Below are 17,028 nucleotides of genomic sequence, written 5' to 3'. Positions count from 1 at the left end.
GGCACCGACGGCTGCCGGGCCACGATCGTTCGACAGCTTAGCGCTTCGCGAGCATCTCGTTGTAGGCATCTAGTTCGGCGTCGCCGTCGCGATCCGCCTTGCGGTCGTAGCGCACGGAAGCACGTCCGTCGCTGCGACGCCACATGATGGCTACCGCGATCGCGAGCGCGATCGTGGGGATCTCGCCAACGCTCCACGCGATACCGCCGCCAATGCGCTGATCTTCCAGTGCACTCAGTCCGGTGTCCCAGCCCATGGCGCCGTACCAGTCGGCGAGCAGTAGGCCTGTTCCCGTCATGAGTCCGAGCCCGAAGAAGGCATGGAACGCCATCGTGGCAAGCAGCAGCAACAGTCGAAGGGGGTAGGCGGGGCGGTGCGGCGACGGGTCGATTCCGATGAGGGCTTGCACAAAGAGGTATCCAGACCCAAGGAAGTGGATGATCATCCACTCGTGCCCCACATGGTCGGTTGTCGCCCAGCGGAACAGCGGCGTGTAGTAGAAGATCCACAGTGAGACCACGAAGATTGCTGCCGCCACGATCGGATGCCCGATGATCGCCATGTATCGCGAGTGCACGATGAGCAGAATCCATTCGCGGGCTCCGCGGCTGCCGTCAGTGCGCTTGGCGATCGCGCGCATCGCGAGGGTGACGGGCGCACCTGGAACGAGCAGCACCGGAATCATCATGCCGAGGGTCATGTGCCCGAGCATGTGTATCGAGAACAGGTAGCCCTCGTAGACGTTCACTCCACCGTTCGTGATGTAGAACAGCAACAGCATCCCGAGCACCCAGAAGACGGTGCGGTGGATGGGCCAACTGTCGCCACGCTTGTGGAGGCGCCACACGCCCGCGAGGTAGAAGAAGATCGCGAAGGCACAGATCAGCACCCAGATGAGGTCGAAGCTCCACAGGGTGAAGAGGTTGCTTGCGCTGACCGGCGGCGGCAAGGCAGAGCCAGTGAGGTAGGCGGCGGGGGATGAGTCGGGCACATCAGCTGCCACGATCTCGGGAACGGGTGTTGGGGTTGCGGCCAGCGCGGCAGCTGCGCCCGAGGCGAGGCCCATGAAAGCGAGTTCGGCGGTGACAATCCACCAGAACCATCCGCGTTCTTTGCGCGGGCTGGCTTCGAGCCGACCAATCGCATAGTTGCGGTACACCGCTCCGAAGAGGCCCATCACGATGAGGGCAAACACTTTGACAAGCACGAGGATGCCGTAGGGCGACAGCAGGTTCGTCAGATTTTCGACACGAATTTCTGCGCTCACATAGCCGGAGGCGGCCACCACGATGAAGCTCACGAGTGCGACGGTGGAGTAGCGCCGCAGCACTATGGCAAGGCGCTCTTTGCCCAGCGCGGGGCGGGCTATCGCCAGGGCCAGGAGTCCGCCAAGCCAGAGCGCGGCGAAGACGAGGTGCAGGAATATTGCACTCGTTGCGGCGTCGTGGTCTTCAGTTCCGCCGCTGTGGCCCTGCAGTGCCATGGGGATGAGCCCGGCGACAGCGAGCACGAGCACGAAGACGAGGGCGCTCATATTGCGCACGGCGAAGCACAGCACGGTCACAGCAGCCGCTATGAGCACAGTCGCGAGCCAGGCTTGGCCGAGTTCGGTGACGGTCAGAAAGCTGGCCAGAACGTCGCCGAAGGCGCTTGAGAGGTCAATGGGCTGGTTGCGCACCGCCAGGAAGGTGAAAAACCCCGTAAACGCGGAGGCGACAGCCCACACGGCAGCGCCAGCCGCGGCGAAGTCGAGAGTGAGAGTGAACTCGTCACGCTTCGGACTCATCGCAAAGACAGCGATCATGAGTCCACCGATAGTCGCGGCAAGCCCGAGATTCACGAAAAGCTTGGAGATCGGGAGCCCCCACCGCACGACAGCACCGGGATCGAGCAGGATAGGAGCTTCTGCTCCACCGCCAAACTGCAGACCGGCGACGACCACGACAAAGGCAATGACGATCAGCAGGGCGGGACCGGCGATCCGGCTGATTCGTAACACCCCTCAAGAGTACTCGGGATTATGCGGGAGTTTGCTCGGTATGGCCATTGCCGGGCACACAAACAAAAAGGGCGACATCCCGGAGAATGCCGCCCTTTTCAAAGTTGCTACTTAGCCCTTGGCTGCTGCCTTGAGCTTGCTGCCTGCGCTGAGCTTTACGCCGTGGCTGGCCTTGATCTCGATTGCTTCACCCGTCTGCGGGTTACGGCCGGTGCGAGCCTCGCGGAAGGTGCGCTCTGCAGCCATCCATCCGGGGATCGAAACCTTGGTTCCTTCGCCGACCGACTTGGACAGCACGGAGAAGAAAGCGTCAACGACGCCGGAAACGGCAGCCTGGCTCTGGCCAGACTCTGCGGCAACCGCCGCTACGAATTCAGTACGGTTTAGCGACTTGTCAGCCATAAGGTGGTCCTCCTCGGACGTAGTGCAGTTAGTTGTTCCGAAACGTTAGAAAACGTCGGAACCGCTTGGAATCTACCAGCTTGACTTGGTAATTCCGGGCAACTCGCCCCGGTGAGCCATTTCACGGAAGCGAACACGGGAAACACCAAACTGGTTGAGGAATCCACGGGGACGTCCATCGATGGCGTCGCGACCGCGTACGCGGATCGGCGAAGCATCGCGGGGGAGCTTCTGAAGTCCGAGGCGTGCAGCCTCGCGCGACTCGTCAGTTCCGTTGGGGTCGACGAGAGCCTTCTTCAGCTCGAGACGACGCGCAGCGTAACGCGCAACGATAACTTTGCGCTGTTCGTTCTTTGCAATCTTGCTCTTTTTAGCCATGTTTAGCGCTCCTCGCGGAATTCAACGTGCTTGCGAACCACTGGGTCGTACTTCTTCAGTACGAGGCGGTCGGGGTTGTTGCGACGGTTCTTGCGCGTCACATAGGTGTAGCCCGTTCCAGCAGTTGAACGGAGCTTGATGATCGGACGTACGTCCTGTGCCTTTGCCATTAGATCTTCTCCCCACGTGCAAGGAGGTCCTTGACAACGGATTCGATGCCGCGAGCGTCAATAACCTTGATGCCCTTTGCGGACAACTGAAGAGTTACGTTGCGGCGAAGCGACGGTACGTAGTACGTCTTCTTCTGGATGTTCGGGTCGAAACGGCGCTTGGTGCGACGGTGCGAGTGCGAGATGTTGTGTCCGAAGCCGGGAATGGCGCCGGTCACTTGGCAGGTTGCTGCCATGGTGATACTCCTGTTCTAGTTACCGTAAGGACAAAGCCTTACCCAAGATCACTTGTCGGCACACACACTGCATTCTTTTCGCACCGCGCTTTCACACGGATTCGATCAGGGTGGGATGTGTGTACGAGAGCGGAAGATACCGCTCGATCAACGGTATATGTTACGTGCTAGAGCACGCTGGGCACAAGCCGAAGACGTCAACAATGTGGTTTGGCTGCGTGAAACCGTGCTCTGCGGCAACATTTTTTGCCCACTGCTCCACCTCATCCGCCTTAATTTCGACGGTCGTGCCGCATTGACGACAGATCAAATGGTGATGGTGCGAGTCAGGCGTGCACGCGCGAAACAGGCTCTCGCCATCTTGCTGCAGCGAATCAGCGTCACCAGCTCCAGCGAGGTCTGCCAAGGCGCGATAGACAGTGGCAAGACCGATAGAGCTACCGGCGTCGCGAAGCGCACTGTGCAGCGCCTGAGCGCTCACAAAGCCCTCTGACTCGGTCAGGGCATCCCGCACCGCTTCTCGCTGCCACGTATTGCGCTTCATAGTGACCATTCTAACTTTTGCCCCCTGCGCTTGCGCTGGTCAGTTGCGCTCCGGATGCCCGGCTCACCCGGTGGCCACGACCACGCCCGCGGCGCGCACCCACCACCCGGCAGACCAGGTAGATCAGAAAAGAAATTGTTGTGATGTACGGACTAATCGGCAGCGAGCCGCCCAGGGCCAACAGCACGCCACCCGTTGCAGACACGAATCCGAAGATCATGCTCAGCACCGGAACCATGCGCGGCGACGACGACACCCGCATTGCGGCGGCAGCCGGCGTGACCAGCAATGCCATCACCAACAGTGCGCCAATAATCTGCACGGCAACCGCAACCATCAGACCGAGCATAACCATGAAGCCCAACGCGAGAGCCCGCGAAGGCACACCACGGGCTGCTGCGACCTCAGGGTCGAGGCTGTCGAAGGTGAGCGGCCTCCACACCACGAACAGCGCAGCCAACACGACAACGCTGATGACGATCAGCAGACCCAGCTGTTCACCATCGACCGTGATGATCTGACCGGTGAGGAGCCCAAACTTGTTGCCACTGCGTCCGGGGTAGAGCGCCAGAAACAGGATGCCCAAACCCAAACCAAACGGCATGAGCACGCCAATAATCGAATTTCGATCCCGAGCCTTCGCCCCGAGCATCCCGATCAGAATTGCCGCCACAAGTGAGCCGACAATCGAGCCCGCGACGACATTGGCGCCGAACAACAGGGCTGCCGCTGCCCCCGCAAAAGAGAGTTCGCTAATGCCGTGCACCGCAAAAGCCATATCGCGTTGCATCACGAAGACGCCGATCAGTCCGCCCGTAATGCCCAAGACTGCCGCGGCGATGAGAGAGAACCGCACCAGATTGAGGAGTTCGCCATAGTTCTCAAAGCCGACGATCTGGCTCCAGAAGTCGTCGAGGGTCATGCGATCTCCTCTTCGTGATGGTGATCGCCGTGGGGCGTGCCAGCCACAATGACGCGGCCACCCACCCGCACAACCTCAACCGGGGTGCCATACAACTCGGTCAAGACCTCGCTGCGCAACACCTCATCTGGGGTGCCAATAGTGAACTTTCCGCCAGCCAAATAGAGGATGCGGTCAACCATGCCCAACACCGGGTTCACATCGTGTGTCACAAAAACGACTGCAGTGTTGTGCTCACGCCGACGCTGATCAATAAGCTCTGACACCCCGCGTTGATGCTGAAGATCAAGACTCAAGAGTGGTTCGTCGCACAGCAACAACACCGGATCCGCCGCCAAAGACTGCGCTACCCGCAAGCGCTGCTGTTCGCCACCTGAGAGCGAGCCAATGGGATTGCTCGCATACTCGGTTGCGCCAACGGCCGCGATGAGCTCGTCCACGTGAGTCTTGACGCTGCGGGGGAGTGTCGGCACGCCGAAACGGTGGCCATTCACGCCCAGGGTCACAAGGTCGCGGCCGCGCAGCGGTGTGCCAGGCGCCGCCAGCTTCTGCTGCGGAATATAGCCAATGCGGCGATCACCACGGTGAACCGGATGCCCGGCAACCGTAATAGTGCCGGCGTCGAGTTTCTGCTGCCCCAGAATCGCCTTCAACAGGCTCGACTTTCCGGAACCGTTCGAGCCGAGCACCGCCACAAACTCGCCGGGCGCAACATCGAGGTCGAGCCCCGACCAGAGGGTGCGCGCGCCGAAGCCCAGCACCCCATCACGGATGCTGAGCACGGCAGGCAGTGCAGTAGCGGTCATTCGGTCGACTCGCTAACTAGCCGAGGGCTACTTCGAGCGCATCGAGATTTGACGTCATCCATTCGACATAGTCTGACCCCTCGGGAAGGGTCTCGGTGAACGACACCACCGCAAGTCCGGCTTCTTCGGCCGTAAGACGCACTCGCTCAGTCTCAGCGCTTGCAGTCTGCTCGTTGTAGGCGAGCATCGCGACATCGCCAGACTCAATCAGCTCAAGCACGTCGCGCAGGGCCGTCGGGGGAACATCCGAACCCTCTTCGATTGCTTCCGTGAACGCGGAGGGAGTCTCATTGTGAAGCCCGATCTCCTCGAGCAAGTAGACAGCAACGGGCTCGGTGACCGCTACCCCGCGGTCGTCCGCAACAACTGCAAGCTTGTCTGCTTGAGTCTCGAGTCCCTCGAGGTCGCTCATGAATGCCGCAAGCGAGGCGTCGAAGGTGTCACTATCTGCCGGGCTGAGAGTCTTGAGCTCAGCAGTAATCTGCTCGGCAACGTGCTCCATCGCGTGGAAGCTGTACCAGACGTGCTCGTTGAAGCCCTCGATGTGATCGTGGCCGTCGTCGGTGCTGTGCTCGTCGGCGGCATGGTCGTCGGTCGCGTCATCCGCGTGGTCTGCATCTTCTGCGTGGTCCGCATCTTCTGCGTGGTCTGCATCGTCGGTGGCCGCGTCATCCGCTTCATCCGCGTGGTCATGATCGTGGTCATCTTCGAGCAGCCCTGAAGCGTCAACCGCGTTGATGAGAACGGCGGATGCTCCGGAAGACTCGTAGAGAGCCTCAGCGAAGGGGTCGTAGCCACCACCGTTGAGCACCACGAGGTCAGCGTTGGAGACCGCGAGTTGGTCGCGAGCGGATGCTTCGTAGCTGTGTGGGTCTTGCGCGGGGTTGTCAATGAGGCTGGTCACGGAGACGGCGTCGCCGCCGAGAGTCGCGACCAAGTTGCCGTAGACACTCGTGGAGGCGACGACGGCGATCGTGCCATCGTCTTCGGCGGCAGGCTGCGCCGTGGAGCAACCGGCAAGAGTAACTGCGGAGACCGCAAGCACGGCGGCTGCCGTGAACGCGCGAGACCGGGGGGCAGTGAAAACAGAAGTGGTGAAGCGAGACATCAGGGTGTCCTTCTAAGGCGTTAGCTGATAGCGGTAATGAGTTTCGTTATCAATAGCATAGCGCATGCTCCACCCTTCGAGGCACAGCCCCTTATGCCGCTACTTCTGTCGAGCGCCCTCTTTCACTGTCCCAGGCTCGAGATCAGGCTTCGCGCCCGATTCATTCCACGTCTTGAGAATTGCCCACCCCACGGCGGCGATCGGCACCGCCAAGACCGCGCCCACAATGCCGCCCAAGATTGTGCCTGCCGTCAACGCCACCAAAATAACGAGCGGGTGGATGCTCAGCGACTGCGCCATCACGACGGGCTGCAGAAAGTTGCCCTCAAGTTGGTTGACGAGCACGACAATGCCGAGAACGATGAGCGCAACGACCCAACCGTTCGTGACGAGTGCTACTACGGCGGCCAAGATGCCGGCAACGGTTGCTCCGACAAGGGGAATGAACGCGCCCAAGAAGACAATCACGGCGAGGGGCAACGCGAGGGGAACCTGCAAGATCAGGAGTCCAATGCCGATACCGAAGGCATCCACGGCCGCGACGGTGGCCGTACCGCGCACGTACCCACCCAGGGTACGAACCGCGGTGTGACCGATGCGGTGACCGCGATCGAGACGCTCACCGCGAAGCGGCCGCAAGAAGAACTCCCAAATGCGGTCGCCATCTTTGAGGAAGAAGAAGAGGATCACGACACCGAGAATGATGCCCGTGACAACCTCAGCGGCCGCCGACACCCCCTGAATTGCGCCGAGCCCAAAGGTCGCGCTCGTCGCGAAATCGATGATTGCGTTCCACGCTTCATCGAGAGCATCTTGATCGATAGGGAACGGTCCATCAAGCGCAAAACCCTTCAGTTGCTCGAAGCCCTCCACGGCAGAGTCCGATAGCTCGCCCCACTGGTCACGAACCGCAAACACAATCGCGGTGATGAGTCCACCAAAGACGAGGATGCCGCCAAGCAAAGTGATCCAGGTCGACAGCGCTCGCCCGACACCCTTGCGGCGCATCCACACCACGAGCGGACTCGCGGCAGCGGCAAAAATCAGCGCGATCAGTACCGGAATAACAACAAGCTTGATCTGTGTGAGCGCGAAAACGATCACCGAAACGAGCGTGAGCAGCAAGAGCACTTGAAGTGCTCTAATCGACCAAGAACCTAAGCGATCAGTCCAGAGTTCGTGAATACGGGGGCGTTGCGACTCTGATGCTGGCTGCGCTGCAGGCGACTTTTTCTTGATGAACATGCCGCCACACTACCTACTACTGTGGCGAAATCACCGCAGCACAAAAGCGCAATCGCCCCCGACTGGCTGCTAATCGAGCAGAAGTGCAGGCTCTTCGAGCACGCTCGCAAGGTCAGCGACGAAACGGCTTGCGACATCGCCATCAACGATGCGGTGGTCGAAACTCGCGCTCACTGTGGTGACGTAGCGAGCTCGCACTTCACCATCGACAACCCACGGCTTTTGTTTGATCGAGCCAAGCGCCACAATGGCAGCCTCGCCGGGGTTGATGATCGGTGTACCCGTGTCCATGCCGTAGGAGCCGATGTTGGTGATCGTGATCGTGCCATTCGACATCTCGGCGGGCTGAGTCTTGCCGTCTCGCGCGGTGAGCGTCAACTGTTCGAGAGCCTTCGCAAGATCGAAGAGACTCAAGTCTTGAGCATCCTTGATGTTCGGCACAATGAGTCCGCGCGGGGTTGCCGCAGCGATACCCAGGTTCACGTAGTGGTGAACGATGATCTCTTTGTCAGTCCAGCTCGAGTTCACGGTGGGATTGCGACGCACCGCCCAGTTCACTGCCTTCGCCATGATGAGCAGGGGGCTTACGCGCACTCCCGCAAAGTCAGGCGAGTTCTTGAGGCGCTTCACAAACTCCATGGTTCGCGTGGCGTCGACGTCGGTGAAGACGCTCACGTGAGGTGCCGTAAACGCACTGTGCACCATCGCCTTGGCGATTGCCTTGCGCACTCCCTTGACGGGGATTCGCTCTTCGCGCTCGTCGCCCCACGCTGGGGTTTCGATATTGCGGAAGACGCTGGCCTGCGAGGCGTGACGAATCACGTCTTCGCGCGTGGTTTCGCCGGCAAGACCCGTGGCAGCAACCTCCGAAAGTTCAACCCCGAGATCCTTGGCCAGCTTGCGAATCGGCGGCTTGGCGATGATGGGGCTCGCGAAAGCAGCGGGAACGGATGCCGGACGCGGCTTCGACGCGGCGGTCGCGCTCGCGTCATCCTTCGCCGGCTGTCCGCCCTTGCGACGACGCGAATTCACGTGACCGCCCGTGCCGTACCCCACGAGCACAGCTCCGGGCTTCTCGTCGTCATTCGCAATCGTGGATGCCGTGTCGGCAACAGCAGACGCTGTGTCGCTCGCGGCACTGCTGTCATGCCCGACATCTGACATCAACCCGTGGCTTTCATCTTCACCAGAACCGGGTGCCGTAAGTTCAACCGAGCCGCCGGTGGACTGCACGCTGATGATGGGGGTGCCGACCTCAACGGTCGCTCCTTCTTCAACAAGCAGTTTCTGCACCGTGCCCGCGAAAGGCGATGGCAACTCTACGAGTGACTTGGCCGTCTCGATTTCGACGAGAACTTGGTTGACGGTGATGTCATCACCGGGCGCAACCTTCCAGGAGACGATCTCAGCTTCAGTCAGCCCCTCGCCCACATCGGGGAGAGGAAATTCAGATACAGCCACAAGGGCCTCCTTCGTCAGTAGGCCAACGCCCGGTCAACAGCATCAAGGATGCGGTCAACACTGGGCAGATACACGGATTCCAGCTTGGCCGGAGGGAATGGAAGGTCGTAACCACTCACGCGCAGCACGGGGGCTTCGAGCGAATAGAACGCGCGCTCGGTTACCGTTGCGGCAACCTCTGAGCCCACACTGACATTCCCTGGGGCCTCTTGAACAACAACGACGCGGCCCGTTTTTTGGGCGGATGCCACGATCGGGTCGTAGTCGATGGGGGAGAGCGATCGAAGGTCTACTACCTCAATGCTTGTGCCTTCCTCGGCTGCGAGCTCCGCTGCCTGCAAGAGCATCGATACAATCGCTCCATGGCCCACCACGGTCACTTCGGTTCCCTCGCGCACGACCCGACTGGCGTGAGTGGCAATGCCGCTCGACTCCCGATCGACCTCGCCCTTCTGCCAGTAGCGCGACTTGGGCTCAAAGAACATCACCGGGTCGTTGCTCGCGATTGCTTCCTGGATCATCCAGTAAGCGTCGTGAGGGGTAGCTGGGCTCAGCAGCCGAAGTCCGGCAGTGTGAGCAAAGTATGCTTCCGGGCTCTCCTGGTGATGCTCGACGGCGCCGATGTGTCCGCCGTAGGGAACGCGGATGACAACGGGCATCGTGAGCGTGCCCTCGTGGCGCGCGGTCAGCTTCGCCAATTGCGAGGTGATCTGGTCGAAGCCGGGAAAAATAAAACCGTCGAACTGGATTTCACACACGGGGCGGAATCCGCTCATCGCGAGCCCAATGGCGGTACCCACGATGCCCGATTCAGCCAGTGGAGTGTCGAGCACTCGCTTGTCGCTGAACTCCGCCTGCAGACCTTCGGTGACGCGGAAGACTCCGCCGAGAGGGCCAATGTCTTCGCCCATCAACAGCACTCTGCTGTTCGCAGCCATCGCTGCACGAAGTCCCTCGTTGAGGGCTTTCGCCATTGTCATCGTTTCAGTCATTAGTTGTTCTCCTCAAACGACGCCTCGAAGTCGGTGAGCGCTTGACGCTGCTCATCCATCACGGGGTGGGGATCGGAGTACACGTGGTCAAACAGCGTCGACGTGGCGGGAACCGGCAATTCGAGAATGCGTTTGCGGATGTCAGCAGCCAAGTCGTCACCTTCCGCCGCGATCTCTGCGAAGAAGCTTTCACTCGCGCCGCGCCCCCGCAAGTACGTTTCGAAGCGAGTGATGGGGTCGCGCTGCGCCCAGAATTCGAGTTCGCTGTTCTCGCGATACTTCGATGGGTCGTCGCTCGTGGTGTGGGCACCCATGCGGTAGGTGAGGGCTTCGATGAATCGGGGGCCCTCGCCGGAGCGGGCGGCGTCCAGGTTGGCTTGAGCCACAGCGTAGCTCGCGAGCACGTCGTTGCCATCAATTTGCACGCTTGGGATGCCGAACCCTTCGCCGCGCAGATAGAGCGGGGTGCGCGACTGACGTGACACGGGAACCGATATTGCCCAGTGGTTGTTCTGCAGAAAGAAGACTTGCGGCGTTTGGTAGCTGGCCGCGAACACCATTGCTTCACTGACGTCACCCTGGCTTGTCGAGCCATCGCCGAAGTAGACCATGACCGCGGCATCAGTGTCGGGGTTGCCGGTGCCACTGCGGCCATCAAGATTCATTCCCATGGCGTAGCCGGTGGCGTGCAGAGTCTGTGAGCCGATGACGAGGGTATAGAGATGGAAGTTGTCGTGGTCTTTCGGATCCCACCCGCCGTGGCTGAGGCCGCGGAACATGGAGAGGATCGTGATCGGGTCGACGCCGCGCGTGAGCGCGATGACGTGTTCCCGATAGGAAGGAAAGAGGTGATCTTGGGGCTTTGCGGCGAGCGCCGACCCCACTTGGGCAGCTTCTTGCCCGTGGCTGGGCACCCAGAGGGCAAGTTGACCTTGACGCTGCAGGTTGGCGGCTTCGATGTCGAAGCGGCGCATCACAACCATGTGGCGGTGGAGCTCTTGAAGAGCGTCGTCACTGAGCTTGTCTACTAACGGGAGGTACTGTTCGCTGGCATCGCTGTGAACGAGCGTGCCTTCGGGAGACAGCAGCTGAACCGTCGCGGCGGTATAAGACATTCGACTAATCTAACGCGGCCAGCGTTAGATCGTTTCCTTTGAAGTGACAACCTCTTGCGCTGCTCTTAGGAGTTTCCCCACAGATTCTTCCTCGCCGACACTCACGCGGAGGCCTTCGCCGAGTGCGCGAACGACAATCCCGTGCGAGCGGAACACCTCCGCAGCCCAATTGGTTGCTGCCCCAGTGGGCAGCCACACAAAGTTGCCGCTCGGTGTCGGAACCGCCCAGCCCAGCTCGCGCAAGCCCACCACAATGCTTTCGCGCACATCGTTAATTCGGCTGACGCGCTCCAACAATTCACTTTCATGGTCGAGGGATGCGGTGGCTGCTTGTTGGGCAAGTTCCGTGACAGAGAGCGGAATTGCTACCGCTCGCGCCGCATCCATCACGTACTCGGGACCAATCGCGTACCCGATTCTGAGACCGGCAAGGCCGTAGGCCTTCGAGAAGGTGCGCAACAGCACGAGATTGGAGTACTCGCCAATGAGGGTTTCGCCGCGCACCGCTGCGGGATCGGTGACGAACTCGCGGTAGGCCTCGTCGAGCACAACAAGCACGTTGTCGGGGACTGTCGCCATGAACTCGCGGAATTCAGCATCCGTCACCACTGTGCTGGTGGGGTTGTTGGGGCTGCAGACAATAACAACGCGAGTGGATGAGGTGATGGCCGCGCTCATGGCGTCGAGGTCGTGTCGGTGGTCGGATTGATTCGCGATCTGCACGCTTGTGGCGCCGGCAGAGGAAACCAGCAGCGGGTAGGCCTCGAAGCTGCGCCACGCGTAGATGACTTCATCGCCGGGGGCAGCGGCGGCGCTGATGAGCTGCGCGAGCACGGCGACGGAACCCGCGCCGACCTGGACGCTGTCAGCAGTGACCCCGAATCGTTCGGCAAGCTGGGCACGCAAGTCGAGCGCGGATGCGTCGGGGTACCGGTTGATGGTGTCGGTGGTCAGTTGCGCGAGCACCGAGGGAAGCGGCTCGAAGGGGTTTTCGTTGGAGGACAGCTTGAAAGCGTCTGCGGCTGCGGGCGCACCCTGACGGTAGGGCACTATTGCGGCAATCTCGGGGCGGAGCTGTACTCGTTTGCTGGTCACGTGACCAGCCTAGGGGCGTGAAGCGCTCTGCTCGTTTCACGGCTGTGACGAATTCGCGGGAGTGCTGGATCCCGGTGCGCGATTGCAGAGACAACCGCGTTTGGCCCGCTGCCGTTGCGGCCTACTAAACCGGGGGTGCATAGTTGATGCATGGGAATCATCGTGCGCTTGCTCATCAACGCTCTTGCCTTGTGGCTTACTACCGTGGTTGTTGCCGGCGTGCAGATTGTGTCCTTTGCTCCGGGGGGAACCCTAGAGGTTGTGCTGACGTTCTTGATCGTCGCCGCTGTCTTCGGAATCGTCAATGGGGTGCTCGGCAATCTCATCCGAATTGTTGCGTTCCCCCTGTACGTGCTGACGTTGGGGCTTCTTGCTCTGGTCGTGAACGGTCTGCTGCTGCTGCTGACGAGCTGGATCTCAAGCCTCTTCGGCTTTGGGCTTGTTGTCGACGGCTTCTGGTGGGGAGTGCTTGGAGCCCTCGTTCTAGGTCTCATCAGCTGGTTCATCGGAATCCTCGTTCGCCCCATCGTGGGCAAGAAGCACTAAGGCCTAGCCCGCTCGTACTCGTAGGTTGTGACTGTGGTGGTCGTTGTGCTGCCGGAGGGTGGAGCAAGTTTCTGCCACGCCTGCTGCAGCTCAGGGGCGTCTGACTGATCCATGCGTCGCGCCGTCTCACGGTATTCGGATGCCTGATGCGCAGGAACAGGCACGCCTTCAGGCAGTGTTCGACCGGCGTAGGCCTCTCGCTCCACCACGATGGCACTGTTGTTGCCTTGAAGACCGCCTGCAGCGACGACGACATCGTCTGTGTGTTCAACGATCACCACAGGAATATCGGGCGGGAGCTTTATTTGACCGATGTTTCCCCCGACGGTCACCAGCCCCACGGTGTTGTACTCCCCAGATTCGACGAGTCGAGCGGCGATCGCTGCGCCTTGAGAATGACCGGTGAACGACACGGCACTGGTGCTCGTGATTCCTGCCTCTTTCATCGCAGCAGCCACGGCCGCAGCAGAGGCTGCGTCGTGAGAGGCGGCCAGGGAGAGATTGCTGCTGCCATCCCACGGTTCCGCTGAGTTGAGGATGTCAAATTTCACGGTGCCGGAGACATACACGTCGTAGCGGTCTTCTTCGCCCGGTGTCGAAATTGTCTCGATGCGCACTTGCCACGGCTCATCAGGTGTTGGTTGGGGAATGCGCTCAACCCGTTCCTCGAATGACTGCGCAGGTTCGACACGAGTCGGGGGAGTCTTGCTCACCAAGGTCACGGGGGTCTCTTTGAATAGCCCAGCGACACCGCCCAGTCCCTTGATTAAGCCCGCTGATGATGACACTCCGATAAGACCAGCCGCGCTGAGCGCGGAGACCAGACCAGGTGGCAGTCCCGAAGCTCCGACCGCGAACTCATCAACATTCATGACGGCGAACCGCATCGTTTGCACGAACACAGGATCAGTAATGAGTTCGTTCAGCGCTGCCGAAAATTGTTCAGAGGCAAGAATGTCCTCTGGGGTGTGTCCGGTTATAAGAGCGGCCACCGCAATGCCTGCCACTACAGGAACTGCCGCGACGGCACCGCCCACAATCACTAGCTCGGTGGGAAACAGAAAGCCAAGAAGAGCGGCAGCTTCTGCGGCAACCTTGCGCGTCACCCCCTCAACGAAGGCTTCCCCTAGGCCGTAAGTCTGGGCAGCAGCCCGCACCATGCCGGTCAGCCAATCCGCGCGAAAAGCAAGAATCTGAAGGGTTGTGAAAGCACACCGCAGATCCTCTTCGGCGAAAGCAACGCCGCTGGGAATGCCCAACGTTTCTAACTGGCTTCGCGTGAGCCGCTCATCCACCATCTGAATTGCTCCCGCGATGTCTCGGGACATTTCAGCGGCCCGCTGCAACTTGCTCGCGTTCGACAGCATCTCTTCTGTGGAAACGGCATAGCTGCCTCCTCCAGAAATGACGAGCTCACCCGACATGCGACATCACTTGCTGCGCAGCAACCGTCGTGCGATGTTCCGCGGACTGGATGAGGGTGCTCGCTCGCGCAAGTTCGCGATGCAGGTCGGCAATTCCCGCATCGAAGTGTTGCTGGGCAGGACCTCGCCAGTCGATGCTCCCGTTGGGGAGAAAGTCTCTGACGGTGGCCAGCCGCTCAAGGATCATTCGGAGCTGTCGTGCTTGAAAACCGAGGGCGTCATGAGCCGTCGTATCCGGGGGAGTAGTCATTGGTCGCCTTCCGACATGACAACTCTCGCCAAACACCCGGCCTCACTGCGGCATCCGGCGAGCATCGGGGACGAAAATCCCTGAACCACTGCTGTTGAGGAGTCGAAATTGCGACACAATGAAGCATGACCTTCGAGCGCGCGCTCTCCGATTCGTCTACATTCAAGATTTGCTTCGTCTGCACGGGAAACATCTGCCGTTCACCGATGGCAGAAGCAGTGTTCAAAGACCTCGTTGCGAAAGCGGGGCTTGAAAACAACATTGCCGTCACTTCGGCAGGAACCGGTGATTGGCATGTGGGCGAAGCCGCCGATGACCGCACCATCGCCGCCCTTTCCGCGCGCGGCTACAATGGTTCTGGGCATCGCGCCCGCCAGTTCGACCCCGAATGGTTCAGCAAGCTCGACCTCATCGTCGCGTTTGATCGAGGACAGGAACGAATTCTGCGCACGTGGGCGCCCAACGATCAAGACCGGTCGAAAGTGCAGCCCATGTTGAGCTTTGACAGCGAACTCGCTCCTCTCATCGATGTGCCAGACCCCTACTATTCGGATGCCGCACTCTTCGATCATGTCCTCGGCATGATCGAGCGGGCCTGCGGTTCACTATTTCGCCAGATCACGCCAGGAATTTCGGCACACACCGAAAACAACTAGGGAGCCCCATGAGCCCGTTGCCCGTTCAACCACTGAGCCCCCTCGACGGCCGCTACCGCCCAGCAGTTTCGGCCCTGGGGGAGCACCTCTCCGAGGCAGGCCTCAACCGGGCCCGCGTGCATGTCGAGGTCGAGTGGCTGATCTTCCTCACGAGCAAGAGCCTGTTCGGTTCAAGCCCGATGAGCGCCGATCAGGTCACCGCCCTGCGCAACTTCGCTACCGATTTTGGCCAAGAACAGATCGATGAACTTGCTCGCCTCGAAGCCACCACCCGCCACGACGTCAAGGCCGTCGAGTACCTGGTGCGCGCCAAGCTCGACGAGCTGGGCCTCACCGCGATCGCTGAACTCACCCACTTCGCTGCCACAAGCGAAGACGTAAACAACCTTTCTTACGCGCTCACCATCTCGGATGCTGTGCGCGAAGTCTGGCTGCCCAAGTTCCGTTCAGTGCTCGATGCGCTTCGCGCGCAGTCCGAGCTCATGCGCGACAACGCGATGCTCGCTCACACCCACGGTCAGCCGGCGACGCCGACCACCATGGGCAAGGAGTTCGCGGTCTTTGTGTACCGTCTCGACCGCATCCTGACTCGCATTGAGGACATCAGCTACCTCGGCAAGTTCAGCGGAGCGACCGGCACGTTTGCTGCTCACCTTGCTGCAGACCCCGAGCAGAATTGGCCAGCTCTCTCGAAGGAGTTCGTGGAGTCCCTCGGACTCGACTGGAACCCGCTGACGACGCAGATCGAATCCCACGACTGGCAAGTGGAGCTATACCAGGCCACGAGTCACGCCAACCGGGTGCTGCACAACCTCTGCACTGACGTGTGGTCATACATTTCGATGGGCTACTTCCGCCAGATTCCGCAGGCGGGCGCAACCGGTTCGTCGACAATGCCGCACAAGATCAACCCGATCCGCTTCGAAAACGCTGAGGCCAACCTCGAGCTCTCGAGCGCTCTTCTCGAGTCGCTCGCTCAGACTCTCGTGACTTCACGACTCCAGCGCGACCTCACCGACTCCACGACGCAGCGCAACGTGGGCGTCGCCTACGGTCACTCGCTGCTCGCTCTCGACAACATCGAGCGCGGCCTCAAGGAGATCGCCCTTGACCCGGTGGCTCTCGACGCTGATCTCGACAGCAACTGGGAGATCCTCGGCGAGGCCATCCAGACGGTCATTCGCGCCGAGGTCACCGCGGGCCGCAGCACCATCAGCGACCCCTACGCCATCCTCAAGGAACTCACGCGCGGCAAGCGCATCAACTCCGTCGACCTCACCGAGTTCATCTCGGGGCTCGACATTGGTGCGGATGCCAAAGCACGTTTGCAGGCACTGACCCCCGCCACCTATGTCGGCCTTGCCAGCTCGCTCGTCGACTACCTCGGCGACGCCAAGTAGTTCACGCTCTACGCAGTAGCGCTCTGAAGGCCGGTCTCGTCACGAGGCCGGCCTTTTGTGTTTCTCACTCGTGGCTTCTCAGTCGTAACCGCCACCGCCACCGCCGCCGCGCCCTTTGGGAAATTCAGGAAATTCGTATCTCGCCGCTAGCTTTGCCCCGAAAACGCGTGAGTGGTTGCGGACAGAACATCTCGCTGCGCCCGAATCTCCTGAGTTTCCGAAACGTCAAGAGGATCAAAGTCCTGCGCCGTCGAGCCGCTCGGCTGCCATGGCTATTTG

General features: G+C 60.6%; 19 protein-coding genes. 3 read left to right on the top strand and 16 right to left on the bottom strand.

Annotated features, from left to right (window positions below; all coding sequences use genetic code 11):
* Positions 1-37: 37 nt before the first annotated feature.
* From AACZ26_RS01555 to AACZ26_RS01490, 14 genes are all read right to left on the bottom strand, one after another.
* Positions 38-1,999 (bottom strand): cytochrome c oxidase assembly protein, encoded by a 1,962-nt coding sequence (locus AACZ26_RS01555; protein WP_339618584.1) that lies wholly within the window; start codon positions 1,997-1,999, stop codon positions 38-40.
* A 111-nt stretch (positions 2,000-2,110) separates the two neighbouring features.
* Positions 2,111-2,401: an HU family DNA-binding protein gene (locus AACZ26_RS01550; protein ID WP_100387826.1), complete on the bottom strand. Its 291-nt coding sequence runs from the start codon at positions 2,399-2,401 to the stop codon at positions 2,111-2,113.
* A gap of 72 nt (positions 2,402-2,473) precedes the next feature.
* Positions 2,474-2,779 carry a 30S ribosomal protein S14 gene (gene rpsN / locus AACZ26_RS01545; protein WP_339618581.1) on the bottom strand — a complete coding sequence of 102 codons (306 nt, stop codon included), beginning with the start codon at positions 2,777-2,779 and terminating at the stop codon, positions 2,474-2,476.
* A 2-nt stretch (positions 2,780-2,781) separates the two neighbouring features.
* Positions 2,782-2,949 (bottom strand): 50S ribosomal protein L33, encoded by a 168-nt coding sequence (gene rpmG, locus AACZ26_RS01540; RefSeq protein WP_009773536.1) that lies wholly within the window; start codon positions 2,947-2,949, stop codon positions 2,782-2,784.
* Positions 2,949-3,185: a 50S ribosomal protein L28 gene (rpmB, locus tag AACZ26_RS01535; RefSeq protein ID WP_022885355.1), complete on the bottom strand. Its 237-nt coding sequence runs from the start codon at positions 3,183-3,185 to the stop codon at positions 2,949-2,951. The genes rpmG and rpmB overlap by 1 nt, the downstream gene beginning before the upstream one ends.
* 160 nt (positions 3,186-3,345) lie before the next feature.
* Entirely contained in the window at positions 3,346-3,729 is a 384-nt protein-coding gene (locus tag AACZ26_RS01530; protein ID WP_339618574.1) for a transcriptional repressor, read from the bottom strand.
* A 10-nt stretch (positions 3,730-3,739) separates the two neighbouring features.
* Complete coding sequence (locus AACZ26_RS01525; RefSeq protein ID WP_339618572.1) at positions 3,740-4,651, bottom strand: metal ABC transporter permease; 912 nt, start codon at positions 4,649-4,651, stop codon at positions 3,740-3,742.
* On the bottom strand, positions 4,648-5,457 hold the full coding sequence (locus tag AACZ26_RS01520) for a metal ABC transporter ATP-binding protein (protein WP_339618571.1): 810 nt from the start codon (positions 5,455-5,457) through the stop codon (positions 4,648-4,650). The genes AACZ26_RS01525 and AACZ26_RS01520 overlap by 4 nt, the downstream gene beginning before the upstream one ends.
* Before the next feature lie 16 nt (positions 5,458-5,473).
* Complete coding sequence (locus AACZ26_RS01515; protein WP_339618570.1) at positions 5,474-6,565, bottom strand: metal ABC transporter solute-binding protein, Zn/Mn family; 1,092 nt, start codon at positions 6,563-6,565, stop codon at positions 5,474-5,476.
* A gap of 99 nt (positions 6,566-6,664) precedes the next feature.
* Positions 6,665-7,810 carry an AI-2E family transporter gene (locus AACZ26_RS01510; RefSeq protein ID WP_339618568.1) on the bottom strand — a complete coding sequence of 382 codons (1,146 nt, stop codon included), beginning with the start codon at positions 7,808-7,810 and terminating at the stop codon, positions 6,665-6,667.
* 69 nt (positions 7,811-7,879) lie between these two features.
* Complete coding sequence (locus AACZ26_RS01505) at positions 7,880-9,271, bottom strand: dihydrolipoamide acetyltransferase family protein (RefSeq protein WP_339618566.1); 1,392 nt, start codon at positions 9,269-9,271, stop codon at positions 7,880-7,882.
* Positions 9,272-9,285: 14 nt separating this feature from the next.
* On the bottom strand, positions 9,286-10,263 hold the full coding sequence (locus tag AACZ26_RS01500; RefSeq protein WP_339618565.1) for an alpha-ketoacid dehydrogenase subunit beta: 978 nt from the start codon (positions 10,261-10,263) through the stop codon (positions 9,286-9,288).
* Positions 10,263-11,378, bottom strand: coding sequence for a pyruvate dehydrogenase (acetyl-transferring) E1 component subunit alpha (pdhA, locus tag AACZ26_RS01495; RefSeq protein ID WP_339618564.1), 1,116 nt, complete (start codon positions 11,376-11,378; stop codon positions 10,263-10,265). The genes AACZ26_RS01500 and pdhA overlap by 1 nt, the downstream gene beginning before the upstream one ends.
* 24 nt (positions 11,379-11,402) lie before the next feature.
* Complete coding sequence (locus AACZ26_RS01490; protein WP_339618563.1) at positions 11,403-12,473, bottom strand: histidinol-phosphate transaminase; 1,071 nt, start codon at positions 12,471-12,473, stop codon at positions 11,403-11,405.
* A gap of 150 nt (positions 12,474-12,623) precedes the next feature.
* Here AACZ26_RS01490 and AACZ26_RS01485 point away from each other — a divergent pair, with 150 nt between their 5' ends.
* Positions 12,624-13,019, top strand: coding sequence for a phage holin family protein (locus AACZ26_RS01485; protein WP_339618562.1), 396 nt, complete (start codon positions 12,624-12,626; stop codon positions 13,017-13,019).
* On the opposite strand, the gene AACZ26_RS01480 is transcribed toward AACZ26_RS01485, so the two are convergent.
* On the bottom strand, positions 13,016-14,443 hold the full coding sequence (locus tag AACZ26_RS01480; RefSeq protein ID WP_339618561.1) for a hypothetical protein: 1,428 nt from the start codon (positions 14,441-14,443) through the stop codon (positions 13,016-13,018). The two genes, AACZ26_RS01485 and AACZ26_RS01480, sit on opposite strands and share 4 nt — an antisense overlap.
* Positions 14,433-14,693, bottom strand: coding sequence for a hypothetical protein (locus AACZ26_RS01475; RefSeq protein WP_339618560.1), 261 nt, complete (start codon positions 14,691-14,693; stop codon positions 14,433-14,435). Before AACZ26_RS01475 ends, AACZ26_RS01480 begins: the two co-directional genes overlap by 11 nt.
* Positions 14,694-14,818: 125 nt before the next feature.
* On the opposite strand from AACZ26_RS01475, the gene AACZ26_RS01470 reads away from it, so the two are divergent.
* Complete coding sequence (locus AACZ26_RS01470; protein ID WP_339618559.1) at positions 14,819-15,349, top strand: low molecular weight protein-tyrosine-phosphatase; 531 nt, start codon at positions 14,819-14,821, stop codon at positions 15,347-15,349.
* Positions 15,350-15,357: 8 nt separating this feature from the next.
* A complete protein-coding gene (purB, locus tag AACZ26_RS01465) occupies positions 15,358-16,749 on the top strand; it encodes an adenylosuccinate lyase (protein ID WP_339618558.1) in 1,392 nt (463 codons plus the stop codon).
* Positions 16,750-17,028: the final 279 nt, after the last annotated feature.

It is taken from the genome of uncultured Salinibacterium sp., assembly GCF_963974405.1.
Taxonomy (GTDB): Bacteria; Actinomycetota; Actinomycetes; order Actinomycetales; family Microbacteriaceae; genus Rhodoglobus.
This window is presented reverse-complemented; position numbering and strand designations above follow the sequence as displayed.